Annotated in this window: 21 protein-coding genes and 1 tRNA gene; 19 read left to right on the forward strand and 3 right to left on the reverse strand. The window is 38.8% G+C overall.

The annotated features are described in order from the left end of the window. Positions 1-8: 8 nt before the first annotated feature. From CVT05_RS02595 to CVT05_RS09675, 4 genes are all read left to right on the forward strand, one after another. Positions 9-1,760: a GspE/PulE family protein gene (locus CVT05_RS02595; RefSeq protein WP_087580060.1), complete on the forward strand. Its 1,752-nt coding sequence runs from the start codon at positions 9-11 to the stop codon at positions 1,758-1,760. After that, on the forward strand, positions 1,757-2,995 hold the full coding sequence (locus CVT05_RS02600; protein ID WP_107697737.1) for a type II secretion system F family protein: 1,239 nt from the start codon (positions 1,757-1,759) through the stop codon (positions 2,993-2,995). The genes CVT05_RS02595 and CVT05_RS02600 overlap by 4 nt, the downstream gene beginning before the upstream one ends. A gap of 22 nt (positions 2,996-3,017) precedes the next feature. Then, the gene (locus tag CVT05_RS02605; protein WP_107697738.1) at positions 3,018-3,518 is read left to right on the forward strand and encodes a PAS domain-containing protein; all 501 of its coding nucleotides are present in this window, start codon (positions 3,018-3,020) and stop codon (positions 3,516-3,518) included. A 494-nt stretch (positions 3,519-4,012) separates the two neighbouring features. Then, positions 4,013-4,774: a methyl-accepting chemotaxis protein gene (locus CVT05_RS09675; RefSeq protein ID WP_413784136.1), complete on the forward strand. Its 762-nt coding sequence runs from the start codon at positions 4,013-4,015 to the stop codon at positions 4,772-4,774. A 41-nt stretch (positions 4,775-4,815) separates the two neighbouring features. Here CVT05_RS09675 and CVT05_RS02615 read toward each other — a convergent pair whose 3' ends face one another. The 3 genes from CVT05_RS02615 to CVT05_RS02625 form a co-directional block, all read right to left on the reverse strand. Then, entirely contained in the window at positions 4,816-5,310 is a 495-nt protein-coding gene (locus CVT05_RS02615; RefSeq protein WP_107697740.1) for a SixA phosphatase family protein, read from the reverse strand. Continuing rightward, entirely contained in the window at positions 5,310-6,119 is an 810-nt protein-coding gene (locus CVT05_RS02620; RefSeq protein WP_087585869.1) for a ferritin-like domain-containing protein, read from the reverse strand. Before CVT05_RS02620 ends, CVT05_RS02615 begins: the two co-directional genes overlap by 1 nt. A 108-nt stretch (positions 6,120-6,227) precedes the next feature. Beyond that, positions 6,228-6,908 carry an NlpC/P60 family protein gene (locus CVT05_RS02625; RefSeq protein ID WP_087586013.1) on the reverse strand — a complete coding sequence of 227 codons (681 nt, stop codon included), beginning with the start codon at positions 6,906-6,908 and terminating at the stop codon, positions 6,228-6,230. A 140-nt stretch (positions 6,909-7,048) separates the two neighbouring features. On the opposite strand from CVT05_RS02625, the gene murA reads away from it, so the two are divergent. The 15 genes from murA to CVT05_RS02700 all read left to right on the forward strand — a co-directional run bounded on the left by murA (position 7,049) and on the right by CVT05_RS02700 (position 19,940). Then, positions 7,049-8,317 carry a UDP-N-acetylglucosamine 1-carboxyvinyltransferase gene (gene murA / locus CVT05_RS02630; protein ID WP_107697741.1) on the forward strand — a complete coding sequence of 423 codons (1,269 nt, stop codon included), beginning with the start codon at positions 7,049-7,051 and terminating at the stop codon, positions 8,315-8,317. A gap of 2 nt (positions 8,318-8,319) precedes the next feature. Beyond that, complete coding sequence (locus CVT05_RS02635; protein ID WP_087585867.1) at positions 8,320-9,480, forward strand: molybdopterin molybdotransferase MoeA; 1,161 nt, start codon at positions 8,320-8,322, stop codon at positions 9,478-9,480. A 50-nt stretch (positions 9,481-9,530) separates the two neighbouring features. After that, positions 9,531-9,605: transfer RNA gene (locus tag CVT05_RS02640), tRNA-Gly, on the forward strand. A 65-nt stretch (positions 9,606-9,670) separates the two neighbouring features. Continuing rightward, positions 9,671-10,477, forward strand: a complete 807-nt coding sequence (gene flgA, locus CVT05_RS02645) for a flagellar basal body P-ring formation chaperone FlgA (RefSeq protein ID WP_107697742.1) — start codon at positions 9,671-9,673, stop codon at positions 10,475-10,477. Further along, a complete protein-coding gene (locus tag CVT05_RS02650) occupies positions 10,474-11,025 on the forward strand; it encodes a UbiX family flavin prenyltransferase (protein ID WP_107697743.1) in 552 nt (183 codons plus the stop codon). Before flgA ends, CVT05_RS02650 begins: the two co-directional genes overlap by 4 nt. Beyond that, entirely contained in the window at positions 11,022-11,492 is a 471-nt protein-coding gene (coaD, locus tag CVT05_RS02655) for a pantetheine-phosphate adenylyltransferase (RefSeq protein WP_012001782.1), read from the forward strand. The genes CVT05_RS02650 and coaD overlap by 4 nt, the downstream gene beginning before the upstream one ends. Position 11,493: 1 nt before the next feature. Continuing rightward, positions 11,494-12,081 (forward strand): dTMP kinase, encoded by a 588-nt coding sequence (gene tmk, locus CVT05_RS02660; RefSeq protein WP_107697744.1) that lies wholly within the window; start codon positions 11,494-11,496, stop codon positions 12,079-12,081. Positions 12,082-12,109: 28 nt separating this feature from the next. Continuing rightward, on the forward strand, positions 12,110-13,336 hold the full coding sequence (hisS, locus tag CVT05_RS02665) for a histidine--tRNA ligase (protein ID WP_107697745.1): 1,227 nt from the start codon (positions 12,110-12,112) through the stop codon (positions 13,334-13,336). Then, positions 13,333-15,168 (forward strand): biosynthetic arginine decarboxylase, encoded by a 1,836-nt coding sequence (speA, locus tag CVT05_RS02670; protein WP_107697746.1) that lies wholly within the window; start codon positions 13,333-13,335, stop codon positions 15,166-15,168. The genes hisS and speA overlap by 4 nt, the downstream gene beginning before the upstream one ends. Positions 15,169-15,179: 11 nt before the next feature. Further along, positions 15,180-16,358, forward strand: a complete 1,179-nt coding sequence (locus CVT05_RS02675; protein WP_107697747.1) for a pyridoxal phosphate-dependent aminotransferase — start codon at positions 15,180-15,182, stop codon at positions 16,356-16,358. Further along, positions 16,358-16,561 (forward strand): sulfur carrier protein ThiS, encoded by a 204-nt coding sequence (gene thiS, locus CVT05_RS02680; RefSeq protein ID WP_103628245.1) that lies wholly within the window; start codon positions 16,358-16,360, stop codon positions 16,559-16,561. Before CVT05_RS02675 ends, thiS begins: the two co-directional genes overlap by 1 nt. Positions 16,562-16,568: 7 nt before the next feature. Then, entirely contained in the window at positions 16,569-17,420 is an 852-nt protein-coding gene (gene thiF, locus CVT05_RS02685; protein ID WP_107697857.1) for a sulfur carrier protein ThiS adenylyltransferase ThiF, read from the forward strand. Beyond that, positions 17,421-18,185, forward strand: a complete 765-nt coding sequence (locus CVT05_RS02690; protein ID WP_107697748.1) for a thiazole synthase — start codon at positions 17,421-17,423, stop codon at positions 18,183-18,185. Continuing rightward, positions 18,185-19,339: a 2-iminoacetate synthase ThiH gene (gene thiH, locus CVT05_RS02695; protein ID WP_107697749.1), complete on the forward strand. Its 1,155-nt coding sequence runs from the start codon at positions 18,185-18,187 to the stop codon at positions 19,337-19,339. The genes CVT05_RS02690 and thiH overlap by 1 nt, the downstream gene beginning before the upstream one ends. Further along, on the forward strand, positions 19,332-19,940 hold the full coding sequence (locus CVT05_RS02700) for a thiamine phosphate synthase (RefSeq protein WP_107697750.1): 609 nt from the start codon (positions 19,332-19,334) through the stop codon (positions 19,938-19,940). The genes thiH and CVT05_RS02700 overlap by 8 nt, the downstream gene beginning before the upstream one ends. The last annotated feature ends 20 nt before the right edge of the window (positions 19,941-19,960 follow it).

Raw genomic sequence — 19,960 nt, forward strand, 5'->3', positions numbered from 1 at the left:
GAGAAGAGATGAATAATTTAGAAAATTTAACGCTAAAAACATTAGAGCAACTTAATAAACTAAATGATGAGCAAATTTTAAAGATTATAGAGATAAAAAAGATAAACAAAAAAAGTCTTTTGGCTATTTTGCTTGAAGAAAATATGCTAGAAGAAGAGATTTTTTTTGAAATTCTATCTGATATTTATAGAAGAGGACACACTGACATTGATGAAATTTCGACTAGTCTTCAGATAGATCAAAAGCGCTTCATTCAATATGTATGCGATAAATTTAAAATCACATTTTTTGATCTTGATGATATAGATATCGACTACCGTATCAGTGAAAAACTAAGCACCTCGCAGCTAAAATCATATAACGCCATACCCGTAAAAGAAGACGAGATAAGCGTTTATGTTGCTTTTAAAAATCCTTTTGACGTGATCATTCAAGATAAAGTTCAAAATTTATTTAACAGAAAGCTATTAAAAGTAGCTTGCGCAGATCCAGCCCAGATAGAAAAATATATAAACAAAATAGCTCTTAATGAAAGCATAAAGGACGTTATTACAGAGATCAGAAAAGAGCTTTCAAGCTCCAGTAGCCAAGGGCAAAGCACAGAAAGCTCTGGAATTTTAAAGCTAATTGAGATAATTTTAAAAACATCTATTCAAAGCAGAGCAAGCGATATTCACATCGAGCCAACCGAGACAAACTGTATCGTAAGAAGCAGGATAGATGGTATGCTAAGTGAAACATTTATATTTGATAAAGATATTTATCCTCCGATGGTAAGCCGTATGAAGCTGCTTTCAAATATGGATATCGCAGAGCGCCGCCGCCCACAAGATGGTAGATTTTCAGCTCAAATTTTAGATAAAGAGTACGATTTTCGTATCTCTACACTACCTATTTTAAACGGCGAAAGCATAGTTTTAAGAATTTTGGACAAATCAAAGGTTATCATAAACATTGAAGACCTTGGTATGCATCCAGATAACTTTGCTAAGTTTAAAAAAAGCATGAAAGCACCTTATGGCATCATCCTAGTTACTGGTCCGACAGGATCAGGAAAAACGACTACACTTTATGGTGCATTAAATGATATAAAAAGTGTAAAAACTAAGATTATTACCGTTGAAGATCCGGTCGAGTATCAGCTAAATATGATCCAGCAGGTACATGTAAATGAAAAAGCTGGACTTACTTTTATCTCAGCTCTTCGCTCTATCCTAAGGCAAGATCCAGATATTATTATGATAGGCGAGATCAGAGATCAAGAGACACTTAGGATCGCTATTCAAGCGGCACTAACTGGCCACTTGGTTTTTTCTACACTTCATACAAATGACGCTATTAGCGCTTTACCTCGTATGGTTGATATGGGCATTGAGCCATATCTAGTAAGTGGCGCACTAGTTTGCATAGAGGCTCAAAGGCTTGTAAGAAAGCTTTGCCCGTATTGCAAACAAAAAGTCACGCTATCTCAAAAAGCTCTTGATGAGATTAAGAAATTTCTTCCTGAAGATTATCAATTTTATAAAAGCGTAGGTTGCCAACACTGCTCACAAACTGGATATCTAGGGCGTGAAATGATAAGTGAGATATTGTCTATCAGTGATCACATAGCAAGTATCGTAGCAAATAACGCTTCAAAAGAAGAGCTTAAAAAGGCTGCCTATGACGAAGGCTTTATAGATATGTTCCATGATGGCGTTATACGCGCAGCAAATGGTGTAACAACAATCGAAGAAGTATATAGAGTTGCCAAGATATGAAATTTTACGAAATAGAATATATAAAAGATGGCAAACGCCAAAAGATGAGCCTAAAGGCCAATAGCAAAAATGATGTTAAAAATCGTGCAAATATTCAAGGCATGATAGTAAAGATAAAAGAAGCTCAGGTCTCAAGCATTAACAATGACTTTTTGGATTTGCAAGAAAAATTTAACAAAATTTTCTCTTCTTCGAAAGTAAAAATTCCAGCTCTAGTCGCTACCATAAGGCAACTTAGCGTTATGACTAATGCTGGTATATCAATACATGATGGCATAAAAGAGACAGCAAATGCTACTGAGGATAAAAGGCTAAAAACAATATTTCAAACATTAGACGAAGACCTAAATCAAGGTGCGAGTTTAACTCAAAGTATAGAAAATTTTCAAGAAGAGCTAGGCGATGTCACTGTTGCTATGGTAAGGCTTGGAGAGAGTACTGGTAATATGGCTGATGCATTATCAAAGCTAGCTGCTATCTTGCAAGAAGTCTGGGATAACCAGCAAAAATTTAAAAAAGCCATAAGGTATCCAATAACCGTAATATGCTCTATAATTTTGGCTTTTATTGTGCTTATGACTTCGGTTGTACCACAGTTTCGCGAAATTTTTGAACAGCTCAACGCTGAGTTTCCACTTCCTACAAAAATTTTGCTAAATATCGAATACACAATGACTAATTACGGTATATATATTATTGTTGTCCTTATTGCTTTTGCAATTTTATTAAAAAAACAATATGCAAGTGATGAAAATTTTAGAGATAAAATCGATAAATATCTTTTAAAAGTCTATCTTATAGGTAAGATAATATTTTTTGCAAATATGAGTAGATTTAATCTGATATTTACCGAACTTGTTCGTGCAGGACTTCCTATCGCCGATGCCCTAGATACTGCAGTCGTCACCGTATCAAATCAAGACATACGAAACAAACTAACTGCTGTAAAGGTACTAGTTGGCCGTGGCATAAGTTTAACAGAGGCTTTTAGACAAACAGGACTTTACGAGGGCATGCTTATACAAATGATAAGTGCTGGCGAGCAAAGTGGTAGCTTGGATGACATGACACAAAAAGTTACAGATTATTATAGAATGAAATTTAACGACATAATTGATAATATATCAAATTATATTGAGCCGATCTTACTAGTATTTATTGCCGCAATGGTGCTATTGCTAGCACTTGGTATATTTATGCCGATGTGGGATATGGCAAAAGCTGTTAAAAATTAAATTTAGATGATAAAGGAGTAAAATGTCTATAGAAAAAGAATTTAGTGTTGACGAAAATGCGTTTTTAGTTTCAAAAACTGATCCAAAAGGAAGAATCACTTATTGTAACGAGCCATTTTTAGAAATCGTAGGTGTAAAACAAGGCGATGTTTTGGGCAAGCCGCACAACATCATAAGACACCCAGATATGCCAAGAGTTATTTTTAAGCTACTTTGGGAACGTATACAAAACAAAGAAGAAATGTTTGCTTTTATAAAAAATAAAACTCTTAATGGCGGATACTACTGGGTATTTGGCAATATTACCGCCTCTTTAGATCAGCAAGATAATGTAGTTGGATATTATTCTGTTAGGCGTAAACCAAATCCAAAAGCGATAGAGGTCATAAAACCACTTTACACAAAACTACTTGAACTAGAGCGTGATGGCGGTATCGAGGCATCTAAAAAGTATCTGTTAAATTTCCTTGAGGAGAAATCGACGAGCTACGATGAATTTGTAAATAACTTGCAAAGGTTTTAAAGATGTTTAATAAAAAATCAAATGCAATAAACGAAATTTTAAATGTTGTCAAATCAGCAAGCAATGGTATACTAGAGCCTCGCATTGTAAACATTAGCGAAAAAGATGATATGTATGAAATAGCCCTTGGCATAAATGATCTATTAGACCAAATAGAAGCACTTCAACGCGAAATTTCTACTTCTATCCAAGCTGCCCAAAACTCAAAAACATACCGAAATATTTTTACCGAAGGATTTAGGGGTTCATTTAAACGAAATGCCATATCTATGAGTAAAGGTGTAACAGGCATAAAAGATGGTCAAAAAAGCAAGGTTAGAGGCATCCTTTCAAGTGAGCTAGATAAGCTTGGAAATGGTATAAGTGGCATAAATGAAGTAAGGGATGATCTAAACGAAAGCATCAAAAACCTAAGCCAAACAGCAGTAGATGCCGGCCAAACCGCACAAGTAGCCAAAGAAAATATGTCAAATATCGTAGTACTTAGTCAAAACATGGGACAACTTGACGATCTAGTGCAGAGCTGCACAAATACTGCAAGCGTGCTAAGTACTAGAGCTTCTGAGATAAGCTCAGTACTAAATTTAATAAAAGATATTGCCGATCAAACAAACCTATTAGCTCTTAACGCAGCAATAGAAGCAGCACGTGCTGGAGAGCATGGACGTGGATTTGCTGTTGTTGCTGATGAGGTTAGAAAATTAGCTGAAAATACACAAAAAGCTGCAAGCGATATCGAAGTAAACATAAAAACACTTCAGCAAGAAGTAAATGGCATAGACGAAAATTCTAAAAAGATAGATGAAATTTCTAAGCTAACTACACAAAATGTTGAAAATTTCAAAAAGGTGCTAAGTGAGTTTAATACAAATGCTCAAAATACCGCTCAAATATCAAAATATGTTGAAAATAAAACTTTTGCCATAATCGCAAAAATTTTACAAATAGCCTATAAAACTAGAGCATATTCTGATGTGATAAACGAGCAAGGCTATGGCGAAGAGGTAGAAAAACTAGCCGAAGGTCTAACAAACTGGTATGAAAACGAAAATATAAAAGACCATAAGCTTGGTAAGAATTTTACTAAGTCAAAAGAGATGACAGCACTATTAAACAATAAAATAAAAGGTCTGCTTGAGAAATCAGCCAAAGGTTATAGTGAGCAAAATTTAAAATATTTTGTTGAAGAGTTTAAAAAGGTAGAAAAACTTAGCGAGGAAATTTTCGCTTCGTATAATAACATCTTTGAAAAATAAAACTAAGCCCAAGTTTGCTTGTGTTCTTGTACACAAGCAAACTATTTTTGATGTTTTTTAGGATGGTCAAAAAATAAAGCTTTTGCGCTACCCTCTTTTAAATTTTTAAACTCACAACTAAACTCGATACAAAAAATTCCTGAAGTTGGGATATTGTCGATCGATGAGTCACTTAAATACTCGCAAATTTCAGTTATGCTGGGATTATGCGTAATGATAAAAATTTCGTCCAAATTTTTATCTAATTTTCTTACAAATTCCAAAAGATTTTCAAAACTTATATCATAAAGCTCATCTATAAGATCGATCTCTTCTTTAAATTTTAAAGTTTTAGTGATAATCTTTGCCGTTTGCTCGCACCTTTTAGCACTGCTTGAAAAGATGGCTCCTGGCATCACATCATACATTTTTAGTCTATTTGCCATAAATTTAGCGTCTTCTTTACCTTTTTGACTAAGCTCCCTTAAGGCATCTTTAGCTCCGTCCTTATTCTCATCAACCGCTTTTGAATGTCTTATAAAATAAATTTTACTCACTATCTCCCCTTTGAGAAATTCTTTATCAAGCAAAGCTCTTTTTTACTAAATCCAGCTTTTAAGCGATCTTGCTCATTGATCTCTCTAACATTTTTAAATGAATTTGGATACAAACTTAAGATAATGTCAAAGTAGCTATTTTCGTCAATACCCTCTTTTTTACAAGCAAGCTTAAACCACTTATCGCCTTTATAAACATGAGAGACTTCCTCCTTTAATATGACTTTCAGGCACTCAATGAGCTCTTCATTTCCACCCTCGCCTTCAAGCCTTTTTATAATATGAGCGTTTGCATCAAGCCCATTTGCCTCCATATATCTTGGCAGTAGCGCCATACGGCTAGTTAGACTACTTGAAGTCTTTTGAAGTGCGATAAAAAGCCCATCATGCACACTTAGCTCGCCGTATCTACCGCCTTGTTTTAAGAGCAAATTTTCTATCATGCAAAAGTGCCTGATCTCATCTTCAGCCACTTCTAGCCAGTCTTCATAAAATTCTCTTGGCAAATTTCTAAATCTATAACAAGCATCAAGCGCGATGTCAATAGCACTAAATTCAATATGAGCTACCGAATGGATAAAATTTAAATTTTTATCTTTTGGCTTTACTTTTTTGTTTAACTCTTTCATGCTAACCACTTCACAAAATTTTGCGTAGCTAGGCGTTATTAGCTCATTTGGTTTAGAGCTTTCATAAAAATTTATATTAAAATCTCGTTTAAATTTCTCATAAAATAGCTCAAATTTTAAAAATTTAAGCTCAATCTCGCCTTCATTTAAAATTTCCCAAATTTCATCAAAAAAATTCATATTTTCTCTTTATTTAAATCTGTATTTACGAGTATAAATTTATATAAATAAAGCTTAAAATTTGAGCCTAATATTTGTTTTAAAAGGTTTTTAGTAAAAATTTCTGATTTATTTTGCTTTGCCATATCCAGCAAATCTATTTGCTGCCAAGCAACTTGAATTTGAGCACCTTACAAGGTAGCTATTTATCTCTTGATTTCCTTTTAGATGCACATTTTTTTGTTTTAGATTCATATAGCTATGAATTATCTTTCCGCCAGAATTATGTATAAATTTTACCGTCTCATCGCCAAGAATAGCCGTAACTATGCCAACATGAGTGATATTTTTCTTATCTTTATTTTTTTGAACACCCTTGCCAAGAGTATTTGAGAAAAATACAAGATCGCCTATTTTTGGATTTTTATGAGTAATTAAATTTTTACTTTCATAAAAATTATAGATCGCTTTTGACTTTCTACCGCCATTATCGTAGTAGCGATTTATTGTCTTTTCATCAAAATACATATTTTGATACTTTGCATTTACGATAGAAACAAATCCTGAGCAATCACCACCTGCTCTTGTATTTAGGTATTTTTTAAAAAAAGAACCAAATTTTTTATCTTCTCTATCATTATCTTCATCTATGATTTCGCCAATCATTTGCTCGCTAAAATCAACGCTTGAAGTTACGGTCTGATTTGTTTCATTTTGCGGAGTTGTCGGTTGATTAGAAGTAAAAGAACAACCTGTAAAAAATATAATGCTAAGTATAAAAAAGATTTTTTTATTTATTGAATTTGACATATTTATATCCAAAAAATTTAGTGTTTGCAATTTTAACTTTTAAACGTAAATGAACCGGAAATAGTGCTTTGCTTTCTTTATTCTAAGTTAAAAAGCAATATAATATCGGCAAAAAACATATTTTCTTAAGGCAAAAAGCAATGATGCACTATTTAAAGATAAAAGGAAATGCAAAACTAAGTGGCGAAGTAAAAATAAGCGGTGCTAAAAATGCTGCTCTACCGATCATCGCCCTAACCTTACTTGCAAAAAAAAGTGTAAATTTAACAAATATCCCAAATGTCGCTGATATAAAAACGCTTTGCCAACTGCTAACTAATCTAGGAGCAAAGTGTGAATTTAAAGATGAAAACTCGCTAAGTATCGACACTAGCAGTGTAAATTCGACAACGGCAAACTACGACATTGTTAGAAAGATGCGCGCTTCTATCTTGACACTTGGTCCGCTTCTAGCGCGCTTTGGACACTGCGAAGTGAGCCTACCTGGAGGATGTGCGATCGGACAAAGACCTATTGATCTGCATCTAAATGCACTCGAAAAAATGGGAGCAAATATCGAAATAAAGCAAGGCTATGTCGTCGCAACAGCACCAAATGGACTAAAAGGTGCAAAGATCGTTTTTGATAAGATCACTGTAACTGGTAGCGAAAACATCATCATGGCAGCAGCCCTAGCTCACGGCACGACAGAGCTTTTTAACGTAGCACTTGAGCCTGAAGTGGTGCAAATTTGTGAAATTTTAGCAAATAGTGGCGTTAAAATAGAAGGCATCGGCACGAGCGAGCTAAAGATCACTGGCAGCGGTCAAAAGTTACTTGAAATTTGCGATATTGGGGTCATCCCTGATAGGATCGAAGCTGGCACATACCTTTGTGCTGGAGCTATAACAAATAGCAAAATTTCAGTCACAAAGGCAAATGCAACCCATATGACAGCCATTTTAAATAAATTTGAAGAGATGGGCTTTGGTATCGAAGTAGACGGCGACAAGATCACGATATTGCCAGCAAAAGAGATAAAACCAGTAGAGATAAGAACCACCGAGTATCCGGGCTTTCCGACAGATATGCAAGCTCAATTTATGGCGCTTTGCCTTGCGGCAAATGGCGTTAGCACGATAGATGAGAGACTTTTTGAAAACCGCTTTATGCACGTTAGTGAACTAGCTAGAATGGGCGCTGACATCCGCCTAAATGGACATATCGCAAGCGTTTACGCCCCTGCAAATTTAAATGCAGCAGACGTGATGGCGACTGACCTTAGAGCTAGCTCAGCCCTAATACTAGCCGCTCTCATCGCAAATGGCGAGAGCTTGGTGCATAGAATTTACCACCTTGATAGAGGCTATGAGAGGCTTGAGGAGAAATTTAAAAGCCTTGGAGCAAAAATCGTTAGGCTTGAGGAGTAAAAATGCTAGTAAATGAGGCACTTGAAGCTTTAAAAGCTAAATTTAAACCAAAAAATGAGAGTGAAATTTTACCTCTTAGTGAGGCTCTTGGTAAAACATTAGCAAATGACGTGATGGCCGTCAAAGACTTGCCTTGCTTTGACAACTCAGCACTTGATGGATTTGCGGTCAAATTTGATGAAAAAGATAAACCTTATAAGATCATCGCAAGCGCCTTTGCAGGCGACAAAGAGCAGCTAAGCATCGGCAAAAATGAGTGCGTGAAGATAATGACAGGTGCTAAGATGCCAAAGGGTGCTGACACGGTCATGAGGTTTGAAGACTGCATCGTTGAGGGCGAGTTTGTAAAAGCGCCAGAGAAGCTTAAAAAAGGTGATGCCTACCGCTTTAAAGGCGAAGAGGCGAAAATAGGCGAAATTCTCCTAAAAAGTGGTGAGATTTTAAATACAAGAAGCGTGATGATGTTAGCGGCTCAGGGCATAAGCTTTATAGATGTAAAAAAGCAGCCAAGCATTGCAGTTTACTCAAGCGGAAATGAGATCATTGAGCCTTGGCAAAGAGCGAGCGAAGATGAAATTTACAACGCAAATGCCTTTGGCATAACCGCACTTTTAAGCTCCATAAGTCAAAAAAGCTCATATATTGGCATCATAAAAGATGAACTTAGCGCCGTAAAAGAGGCATTTTTAAACGCTGCGAACTACGATATTGTTATCTGCTCTGGCGGAGCAAGCGCTGGTGAGGCCGACTTTATGAAAATAGCTCTAAGCGAGCTTGGATACAGCGAAATTTTCTCACATCTTGACATAAGGCCTGGCAGACCTTGCAAGGCTTATGAAAAAAATGGCAAGCTTGTTTTTGTGCTCCCTGGAAATCCAATGGCAGCATATCTATGCCTAATGATGCTTGTTTTACCACTTTTAAAAGACGAATGTTTTGTGACGCAAAAAGCAGCAAATGGTGAAAATTTAAAGGTAAAATCTGGCAGAGCAAATGCAGTTTTTGGCAATGTAACTGATGGCAAATTTATAGCAACTGATGGCGGAAAATATGGTTCAGGTATGATAAATCATATCTTAAAGAGTGATTTTGTTTTGATAACTCGCCCAGATCAAAGTGAAATTTTACAAAATAGTGAAATTTCACTCATAAAACTTCCATAATCCTTGACAAATGAAAAACAATCTGATAAAATGCGGACTTCATTTTGATTGCGGGAATAGCTCAGGGGTAGAGCACAACCTTGCCAAGGTTGGGGTCGCGAGTTCGAATCTCGTTTCCCGCTCCATCTTTTTTATACTCATTTTTTTATTTTCCACAAAACTTTTTGCAAATGAAGTCAGCATCTATCCGATGTATTGCGTTGTAAATGACCAAATTTCACTTAGCACTTTTGGCTTTGATGGCGAAGACAATGAAATTTTAAACTTAGAGGGCAAAAGAGCTGCCAAGATAGATAGCAAAAAGCTCTATGAAATTCTAACAGCAAATTTTAAAGCATATAATGACAAAAGCGGTGGAAGCGTTGCCTTTGTGAAAAACTGCTCTATTATGGATGAGATTCAAATGCGATTTTTAAGATCAATTAGCGATGAATATCCCGGTATCAGCATAAGTGATCTTAGCATCAGCCCACAAAATAAGCTTCCAACAAATTTCAAAGAGCTCTTCCTAAAAAATATCTTTTTAGGTGATCAAAATAGTCAAAAAGGTACATTTAGAGTATCATTTGAGGATGTTGATCTGAGTCTAAAAAGCATCTATTTTAAATTTAGCTTTAACGCTAAGATGCCAGCCTTCATAGCAATAAATTCAATGAATACAAACCACATTTTAAGCCTGCTTGACTATCAGCCAACGATGATTGAGTTTGGCAAATGGCCAAAAGATGCACTTTCTAACTCAAATAGCTTAGCTCTTATAACAAAAGTGCAGATAAAAAGCGGTGAAATTTTAACCAAGCATCAGTTTAACGCCATAAGCTTAGTCAAAAAAGGTCAAATGCTAAATGCGGTTTTGAGCGAGGATGGCGTTAAGATAATAGCTGAGGTAAAGGCTCTTGAGGATGGAAATTTAGGTGATATGATAAAGATAAGAACAAAAGATAATAAAATTTTACAGGCCACAGTTTCAGGTAAAGACGAGGCAGTGATAAGATGAAAAAGATAGTATTTGCAGCTACCGGAGCAAGCGGGGCTGGACTCTTTTTAAAGCTTGTCAAGGCTGCCAAAGATAGTTGCGAGGCGCACGTCATAGTTAGTAAAAATGCCATGAAAGTTTTGGAAGCTGAGGAAAATTTGAAGCTAAATTTAGATGATCTTGGCATAAAAATTTATGATGATCAAGACCTTAGCACAGGCCCAGCGTCAGGCTCGTTTGGCACGGATGCGATGATTATAGCACCCTGCTCTACTAATACTTTGGCAAAGGTCGCAAACGGCATAAGTGACACGCTCATCACAAGGTCCGCAAGTGTTGCGCTAAAAGAGAGACAAACCCTAGTTTTGGGAGTTAGAGAGATGCCGTTTTCCACTATCGCGCTTTCTCAAATGCAGCTTCTCTCATCTCTTGGAGCCATCATCGCGCCCCCAGTTTTAGGCTACTACGCAGATATAAAGAGCCTTGATGATATGGAAAATTTCATCATTGGCAAGTGGCTTGATGCTTTAAAAATCGAAAATAATCTTTACAAAAGGTGGCAAATTTGAAAAAATCTTGCATCTATCCAGGGACATTTGATCCGATCACAAACGGCCATTTAGACGTCATCATAAGGGCTACAAAAATTTTTGACAAAGTGATTGTCGCAGTTGCAAAAAGTGACAGCAAACAGCCGATGTTCGCACATGAAAAGCGTATAGAGATGGCAAAAGAGGCAGTTTGCGAGCTAAAAAACGTAAGCGTTCTTGGCTTTGATAACTTGCTTGTTGATTTTGCTAAATCGCATGGCATAAACACCGTCATCAGGGGTCTTCGCGCGGTTAGTGACTTTGAGTATGAGCTACAAATAGGCTATGCAAACGCTGCACTTTGGGACGAATTTGAGACAGTTTATCTTATGCCAAGCTTAAATAACGCCTTCATCTCAAGCTCGATAGTTCGCTCAGTTTTGCGCCACGACGGCGACGTGAGCAACCTAGTGCCAGCAAAAATTCTAAAAAATTTAAAGGCGTAAAATGTATGTTTTATTTGAAGGAATTGACGGCGTTGGAAAGAGTACGCAGATAGAAATTTTAGCTTCTAAATTTAGCGATGCCATCGTCACAAAAGAGCCGGGCGGTACGCAGCTTGGTGAAAATTTGCGAGAAATTTTACTAAACTCAAGCATAAAAATAGGCAAAAGGGCTGAAATTTTACTCTTTTTAGCTGACAGGGCCGAGCATTTTGAAAAGCTAGTCGAGCCAAATTTAGATAGGCTCATTTTAAGCGACAGAGGCTTTATATCAGGCATCGCCTACGCTTTGGCAAATGATGAAAATTTAGATGAAAACGTACTTTTAGAGATTAATAAATTTGCGCTAAATGATAAATTTGCAGACAAAATAGTCTTTTTTGAAGCAAGTGCTGAGCTAATAAATGCACGGCTAAAAAATAGAGGCACAAGCGATAAGATCGAAGCTCGCGGACTAGAGTATCTTTTAAAAGTGCAAATTTTAATGAAGCAAATTCTTATCAAAAATAGCTTTGAAACGCTTTTTGTAGACGCGTCTAAAAGCATAGAGCTAATTTCAAAAGAGATAGAAAATTTTATAAATTTTAAGTAAAATCACAAAAAATAAAAAGGATAATGCGATGATAACGGCACTTCGTGGCATGAAAGATATGCTTCCAGCTCGCGCAAAACTTTACGCACAGATAATCAAAACCTGCGAGGAAGTCGCAAAAAACTACGGATATGAGCAAATTTTGACCCCGCACCTCGAGGAGACAGCGCTTTTTAAAAGAAGTGTCGGCGAGAGTAGTGATATCGTGGGTAAAGAGATGTATCAGTTTGAAGACAAAGGCGGAAACGACGTTTGCTTGCGTCCTGAGGGCACAGCTGGCGTGGTTAGAGCCTTTATCGAGGCAAAACTTGACAGAGCAAATGTGACAAAACGCTGCTTTTATCACGGCTCGATGTTTCGCTACGAACGCCCACAAAAAGGCCGTTTAAGAGAGTTTCACCAGTTTGGCTGCGAGTGCTTTGGCGAGGGTAGCGTCTATGAAGATGCGAGCATTATCTTGATGGTGAGCGAAATTTTTAACAGACTAAACATAAAAACAACCCTAAAAATAAACTCCCTTGGCGACGAGAGCTCGATGAAGTCTTACAAAGAAAAGCTTGTTAAATTTCTAGATGAAAATGACGACAGGATTTGCGAGGACTGTAAAAGACGCAAGCTTTTAAATCCTATCCGCGTGCTTGACTGCAAGGTTGAGAGTTGCCAAGAAATTTATAAAAATGCCCCAGTGATCACTGATAACTTAAGCGATGAGGCGCAGGCTGATTTTGCAAAATTGCAAGAAATTTTAACGGCAAATGGCGTTAAATTTGAGATAGACACTAAGCTCGTTCGTGGACTAGACTACTACTGCAAAACGGCGTTTGAGTTTATAAGCAACGAGATCGGCTCACAAAGTGCGGTTGCTGGTGGGGGCAGATACGACAGACTTGTCGAGTACCTTGGCGGTAGAGCAAGTTATGGCGTTGGATTTGCGATGGGCGTTGAGAGGATAATGGAAATTTTAGGTGAAGCCGATGATGAGCGAGCCGGAATTTATCTTTGCGCGCTTGATGCGCCAAATTTAGACTTTGTCTATGCTCTTGGTTCAAAGCTTCGCAAAAAATATCATGTTGAAATTTCTTATGAAGCTAAAAAACTTCAAAAACATCTGCAAAATGCCGACAATAAAAATGCAAAAATTTTCCTTTGCGTGGGCGAAAATGAGATGAAAGAGAATAAAATTTGGTATAAAAATTTAGAGACCAAAGATGAAAAAACGATAAATTTAGATGAGCTTGAAAAGGAGCTGGGATGAATGATTTTGGACTTAGCATTTGGGGCAATTCAAATTTTGTTATAGAAGATGGCAAAGTCTGTATAAATGCAGCCAGCAAACCAGCGATCATAGACATCGTGCGTGATATCAGGGACGACGGATATAGAGGGCCACTACTGCTTCGCTTTCCACATCTTATCCAAAAGCAGATTGAACAGATCCACGCAAGCTTTGCAAAGGCAAAGAAAGAATTTGCCTACAAAGGCAGCTTTAATGCCGTATTTCCACTTAAAGTGAATCAATATCCTGGCTTTGTAAAAAATTTAGTCCGCCTTGGCAAGCCCTATAATTACGGCCTTGAAGCTGGCAGTAAAGCTGAGCTACTTTTAACAATGGCTTACAATAACGAAAAAGCTCCAATAACCGTAAATGGCTTTAAAGATAAAGAGATGATAAATATAGGCTTCATCGCCGCTGAAATGGGGCATAACATCACGCTAACGATCGAGGGCTTAAACGAGCTTGAAGCTATAATCGCCATCGCAAAAGAGCGCTTCAAACCAAAACCAAAGATCGGACTTAGGGTAAGATTGCACTCGACAGGATCGGGACTCTGGGCAAAAAGTGGTGGCATACACTCTAAATTTGGACTAACATCAACTGAACTGATAGAAGCTGTAAAGATGCTAAAAAAGGCAAATTTACTTGAAAATTTCACAATGATACACTTCCACATCGGCTCTCAAATAAGCGAGATCCATCCGCTCAAAAAAGCACTCATCGAGGCTGGCAATATCTACGCTGAGCTTAGAAAAATGGGCGCTTTAAATTTAAAAGCTATAAATTTAGGTGGTGGCCTAGCGATTGAGTACTCGCAATTTAAAGAGGAGAGCAGTAGAAACTATACACTAAACGAATATGCAAACGACGTTGTCTATATGCTTAAAACCATAAGCGAGCAAAAAAAGGAGATCGAGCCAGATATTTTCATAGAGTCAGGTCGCTACATCGCCGCTTCTCACGCACTTTTGGTTGCTCCCGTGCTTGAGCTATTTTCTCAAGAATACACCGAAGAGAAGCTAAATTTAAAGAAAAACAATCCAAATTTAATAACCGAGCTAGTTGATCTTTATAAATCAATCAAGCCTTCAAACGCCCTAGAATACCTACACGACGCTATCCATCACACAGAAAGCGTTTTAACGCTTTTTGATCTAGGCTATGTCGATCTTCAAGATAGATCAAACGCAGAGGTGCTTTTAAGGCTCATCAGCAAAAAAGCTGTCGTGATGCTTGGTAACAAGAGCAATTCAAGCGATCTGGCCAAAATTCAAAAAGAGGTTCAAGAGAGATACTTGCTAAATTTCTCTATTTTTCAAAGCTTGCCTGACTTTTGGGGTCTAAAGCAAAATTTCCCTATCATGCCACTTGACAGGCTCGATGAGCGCCCTACCCTGCCAGCTTCGATCTGGGATATCACTTGCGATAGCGACGGCGAGATCAGCTATGATGATGAGAAAAACCCGCTGCTTTTGCACGACGTGGACGTGGAAAAAGAAGATTATTTCTTGGGATTTTTCCTAGTTGGCGCATATCAAGAGGTTATCGGTATGAAACACAACCTCTTTACCCACCCGACAGAGGCCACGATAGAGCTTTCAAATGATGGCTACAAGATCACAAATTTACTAGAGAGCCAGTCGATCCTTGATATTATGGAGGATATGGACTATGATATCTACGAGATCCAAGACACCCTAAACGAGCGCTTAGAAAAATCAACTCTGATAAATGAGACACAAAAGAAGCAAATTTTAGGCGAACTTTATCTATTTTTAAATGATAATAGCTACCTAAAGACAATCAACTAAAAAGGACAAAAATGCAACTAGCAAACAGAATGCAAACATTAAGCGAATCAATCACGATCGCTATCAGCACAAAAGCCAAAGAGATGAAGGCTGCTGGTATCGATGTGATCTCACTTTCAGCTGGTGAGCCTGACTTTATGACTCCAAAAAAGATAAGAGAAACTGTAAAAAACGCACTTGATAACGATAGCAAAAGCGGCAAATACACGCCAGTACCAGGCCTGCCTGAGGTGATAGATGCCATTAGAGCAAAGCTAAAAAGAGATAACGGACTTGACTATAAAGCAAATCAAATCGTCACAAACATCGGCGCAAAACACTCACTTTTTAATGTATTTCAAGCGCTTATCAACCCAGGCGACGAGGTCATCATCCCATCTCCATACTGGGTGAGCTACCCTGAAATCGTTAAATTTTGTGGCGGCGTGCCTGTCTTTATCGAAGCAGACGAGAGCACAAATTTTAAGGTGACAGCCGAGCAGCTAAAAAAAGCGATCACGCCAAAAACAAAGGTCTTTTCGCTAAATCACCCGACGAATCCAACTGGAGCTGTCTATACAAAAGAGGAGATCGCGGCATTTGGCGAGGTTTTAAAGGGCACTGATATCATCATCACAAGCGATGAAATTTATGAAAAAGTGATCTACGGCAAGAAATTTCACGCAGTAGCCTCAGTGAGCGAAGATCTTTTCAAAAGAACGGTCACGATAAATGGACTAAGCAAGTGTGGAGCGATGCCTGGCTGGAGATTTGGCTATATCGCAAGCTCGATGGACTGGCTAATCGCTGGCATCAAAAAGCTTCAAAGCCAAAGCACAAGCAACATCAGCTCGATCGTGCAAATAGGCGCTATCCCGTCACTTCTTGGAGAAACTGACGACGATATCGAAAACATGAGAAAAGAGTATGAAAAAAGACGCGACGTGGCAGTTGAGATGATAAACGCTATCCCTGGGCTAAGCGTAGTTAAGCCTGATGGCGCGTTTTATCTATTTGTAAAATGCAAAGAGGTAGATGGCGACTCACTTAGGTTTTGCAAAAAGATGCTTGAAGAGGCGAACGTAGCGACCGTGCCAGGTGTGGGCTTTGGCATGGAGGGATACTTTAGAATTTCTTTTGCAACTGACATCGAGAGCATAAAAAAAGCGATCGAGAGGATCGCAAATTTTGTAAAAAGCTACAAAATTTAATGATCAAATTTAGTGTAAATGGCAAAATTTTCGAGCTTGAAAACGATATAAATGTTTATGAATTTTTAGCTCAAAATGGCTATGAGCTTAAATTTATAGCCCTTGAGCGAGACGGAGAAATTTTGCCAAAAAAGCTTTGGCGTGATAGCTTTATGAGCGAAGGCAAAGCTTATGAGATCGTCACTTTAGTTGGCGGTGGATGAGGAGAAAATGATAGAGATAGTACTAAATGGCGCAAAATTTAAGGTGCCAGTAAAAAGCCTTGGCGAGCTAAAAGAGCTTGCGCTTGGCGATAAAGATAGTGAAATTTATAAATTTTTAGAGAAATTTAACGCGACAAAGCCAGACATTTTTATCGTTGATGGCTTTGCTATAAAAGAAGATAGCGAGCTAAAAGATGGCTCAAATGTCGTATTTATAAGGCGTGGCGTGATGCCTGAGCGTGAAGTTTTACGCTCTATGATCGCTTCACGAAACAGCCCTGAGCTAAATTTAGCCCTAAGTAAAGCAATAATCGGCGTGGCTGGACTTGGTGGCCTTGGCTCAAATATCGCGCTAAGCCTTGCAAGAGTTGGCGTAAAAAAGCTAGTGCTTGCCGACTTTGACGTCGTTGAGCCAAGCAATCTAAACCGCCAGCAGTATTTCGTCCGCCACATCGGCTTAAAAAAGACGCAGGCGCTTAAAGAGCTGATAAATGACGTCAATCCCTTTGTCGAGGTCGAAACTCACGATATATTTTTAGATGAAAAAAACGTGGCTAGCGTCTTTGGCGAGTGTGAAATTTTATGCGAAGCATTTGACAATGTCGCTGGCAAGGCGATGATACTAAACGAAGCGGGCGCAAGCTTAAAAGATAAAAAGATCATCGGCGCCTCTGGCATGGCAGGATACTTTAGCTCAAATCTCATAAAAACCATAAAATTTGCCAAAAATGTCTATCTTTGCGGCGACCTCACAAACGAGGCAAAGATCGGTCAAGGGCTGATGGCACCACGCGTTGCGATCTGTGCAAATCACGAGGCAAATTTAGCCATTAGGCTACTTATGGGCTTGGAGGCGTAAGTGCAAAATGATAGCTTGATCCTTGGTGACAAGGAGTTTCAAAGCCGCTTCATCCTTGGCTCTGGCAAGTACTCGCACGAGCTCATCGACTCAGCCATAAACGAGGCTGGAGCGCAAATTTTAACCCTTGCTCTTAGGCGCATAAACGAGAGCAAAGAGCGAAATATACTTGACTTTATCCCAAAAGGCGTGACGCTTTTGCCAAACACAAGTGGCGCTAGAAATGCCAAAGAGGCCGTTCGTATTGCACAGCTCGCACGTGAGCTTAGGTGCGGCGAGCTTGTTAAGATAGAGATCATAACTGACTCTAAATTTCTCTTTCCAGACAACGCTGAAACGATAAAAGCCTGCGAAGCCTTGGCAAATGACGGCTTTGTGCCGATGCCATATATGTTTCCTGATCTAAACGCTGCAAGAGCGATGCTAAGTGCAGGAGCTAGTTGCATAATGCCTCTAGCTGCGCCCATTGGCTCAAACCAAGGGCTAATTTTTAAAGATATTATTGAAATTTTGATAAACGAGCTTGATACGCAGATCATAGTTGATGCAGGTATTGGCAGGCCTTCACAAGCGTGCGAAGCGATGGAGATGGGAGCGGCTGCGATCATGGCAAACACAGCCATCGCCTCATCTAAAAATATCCCGCTCATGGCAAGAGCCTTCAAAGAGTCCATCATCGCCGGTCGCAACGCCTATCTAGCAGGCCTTGGTGCAAAGAGCAAAAGCGCAAATGCCTCATCTCCGCTCACTGGATTTTTAGACTGATGAAATTTACAAGAACTGATCACATGCAGCTGCTGCCTCACATGCAGGATGTTGGCAGCGACATTATGGATGAGATTTTAAAAGAGCGAGCGAGCTATAAACCAGAAATTTACAGCGAAGCAGACGTAAAAGCAGCTCTTAATGCAAAGCACTGCTCGCTTGAAAATCTAAAAGCCCTACTCTCGCCTGCTGCAGCGCCATTTTTAGAGCAGATCGCCCAGCTCGCTCAGGCTAAAACAAGGGCAAATTTTGGTTCAAACATCACGCTTTTTACCCCGCTTTACATAGCAAACTATTGCGATAATCTCTGCGTTTATTGCGGTTTTAACGCTAAAAATAATATAAAAAGGGCAAAACTAAGCGACGATGAGATCACAAGAGAGTTAAGAGAAATTTCAAAGAGTGGCTTAGAAGAAATTTTAATCCTAACTGGCGAGAGTGAGACCAACTCAAGCGTCTCTTACATCGCAAACGCCTGCGCTTTGGCGAAGAAATTTTTTAAAGTCGTTGGGGTTGAAATTTACCCGCTAAACTCTGAGGGCTACGCCTTACTTCACAAAAGCGGCGCAGACTACGTGACCGTCTTTCAAGAAACCTACAATCCCACAAAATACGAGAAAATCCACATTGGCGGCAATAAAAGAATTTTCCCATACCGCTTAAATGCGCAAGAGCGAGCGCTTCTTGGAGGCATGAGAGGGGTTGGCTTTGCCGCACTTCTTGGCATAGATGACTTTAGGCTTGATGCCTTCGCGACCGCACTTCACGCAAGCTTAGTTCAAAAAAAGTATCCGCACGCCGAGATCGCATTTTCATGCCCAAGGCTTCGCCCTATCATTAACAACGACCGCATCAACCCGCGTGACGTGGGCGAGCGCGAGCTTTTGCAAGTGATCTGCGCTTATAGAATTTTCATGCCAACAGCTAGCATAACGATCTCAACCAGAGAAAAGGCGAAATTTCGCGACAACGCCGTAAAGATCGCTGCAAATAAGATAAGTGCTGGCGTAAAAGTGAGCATCGGCGCTCACGGCGAAGAGAAAAAGGGCGACGAGCAGTTTGAGATAAGTGATAGCAGAAGCGTGGATGAGATAAAAGCAATGATAAAAGCAAACGACCTAGAGCCCTTGATGAGCGAGTATGTCTATGTTTAAAATTCTCTGCGTGGCCGACTTTGAAAGCTATGATGGCGATGACTTTTTAAAGAGAATTCAGCTACTTTGCAAGGCTGGCGTGGATGAAATTTTGCTTCGTGCAAAGGGGCTAAATGAAGCTGATTTTTATGATCTTGCTAGGGTTGTGGCTCAAATTTGTGAAAACTACCGCAAGAAATTTATCATCAATCAATTTTTTGATGTAGCTTGCAAGCTAAAGAGTGACTTTTGGCTCACTTCAGCGCAGCTTGATTTTTTTAAAAATCACGGCATTTTTTTGGATGAATTTAGAAAAACAGCTAGAATTTACGCCCCAGCTCACGACCTAGAGCAGGCTAAAATTTCAGCCTCTATCGCTGACGTGCTCATTGCTTCTCATATATTTGCCACCTCTTGCAAGGCGGGCTTAGAACCAAAAGGGGTAAATTTTATAAGTGAGCTAAAAAGCTTTGATAAAGAAATTTACGCACTTGGCGGACTAGATAGCGGGAACTACAAAGAGACTATAAAAGCTGGCGCAAACGGCATTTGCTTCATGAGTTTAGCAATGAACGGCGATATGGAGCTTATAAAAAAGATAGTAGAGAGCAAAAACGGCTAAATTTAGTATAAATTACATAA

The sequence above is a fragment of the Campylobacter concisus genome, assembly GCF_003049705.1.
Lineage (GTDB): Bacteria > Campylobacterota > Campylobacteria > Campylobacterales > Campylobacteraceae > Campylobacter_A > Campylobacter_A concisus_AR.

What these genes read in the sequence shown, in the direction of transcription:
- CVT05_RS02625 (WP_087586013.1), bottom strand. Translation starts at nt 6,908, where the DNA reads ATGTCAAATTCAATAAATAAAAAAATCTTTTTTATACTTAGCATTATA.
- thiF (WP_107697857.1), top strand. Translation starts at nt 16,569, where the DNA reads ATGATAGAGATAGTACTAAATGGCGCAAAATTTAAGGTGCCAGTAAAA.
- CVT05_RS02600 (WP_107697737.1), top strand. Translation starts at nt 1,757, where the DNA reads ATGAAATTTTACGAAATAGAATATATAAAAGATGGCAAACGCCAAAAG.
- CVT05_RS02650 (WP_107697743.1), top strand. Translation starts at nt 10,474, where the DNA reads ATGAAAAAGATAGTATTTGCAGCTACCGGAGCAAGCGGGGCTGGACTC.
- CVT05_RS02635 (WP_087585867.1), top strand. Translation starts at nt 8,320, where the DNA reads ATGCTAGTAAATGAGGCACTTGAAGCTTTAAAAGCTAAATTTAAACCA.
- murA (WP_107697741.1), top strand. Translation starts at nt 7,049, where the DNA reads ATGATGCACTATTTAAAGATAAAAGGAAATGCAAAACTAAGTGGCGAA.
- thiS (WP_103628245.1), top strand. Translation starts at nt 16,358, where the DNA reads ATGATCAAATTTAGTGTAAATGGCAAAATTTTCGAGCTTGAAAACGAT.
- hisS (WP_107697745.1), top strand. Translation starts at nt 12,110, where the DNA reads ATGATAACGGCACTTCGTGGCATGAAAGATATGCTTCCAGCTCGCGCA.
- flgA (WP_107697742.1), top strand. Translation starts at nt 9,671, where the DNA reads ATGTATTGCGTTGTAAATGACCAAATTTCACTTAGCACTTTTGGCTTT.
- tmk (WP_107697744.1), top strand. Translation starts at nt 11,494, where the DNA reads ATGTATGTTTTATTTGAAGGAATTGACGGCGTTGGAAAGAGTACGCAG.
- CVT05_RS02700 (WP_107697750.1), top strand. Translation starts at nt 19,332, where the DNA reads ATGTTTAAAATTCTCTGCGTGGCCGACTTTGAAAGCTATGATGGCGAT.
- CVT05_RS02675 (WP_107697747.1), top strand. Translation starts at nt 15,180, where the DNA reads ATGCAACTAGCAAACAGAATGCAAACATTAAGCGAATCAATCACGATC.
- CVT05_RS02605 (WP_107697738.1), top strand. Translation starts at nt 3,018, where the DNA reads ATGTCTATAGAAAAAGAATTTAGTGTTGACGAAAATGCGTTTTTAGTT.
- thiH (WP_107697749.1), top strand. Translation starts at nt 18,185, where the DNA reads ATGAAATTTACAAGAACTGATCACATGCAGCTGCTGCCTCACATGCAG.
- CVT05_RS02595 (WP_087580060.1), top strand. Translation starts at nt 9, where the DNA reads ATGAATAATTTAGAAAATTTAACGCTAAAAACATTAGAGCAACTTAAT.
- speA (WP_107697746.1), top strand. Translation starts at nt 13,333, where the DNA reads ATGAATGATTTTGGACTTAGCATTTGGGGCAATTCAAATTTTGTTATA.
- CVT05_RS09675 (WP_413784136.1), top strand. Translation starts at nt 4,013, where the DNA reads ATGGGACAACTTGACGATCTAGTGCAGAGCTGCACAAATACTGCAAGC.
- CVT05_RS02620 (WP_087585869.1), bottom strand. Translation starts at nt 6,119, where the DNA reads ATGAATTTTTTTGATGAAATTTGGGAAATTTTAAATGAAGGCGAGATT.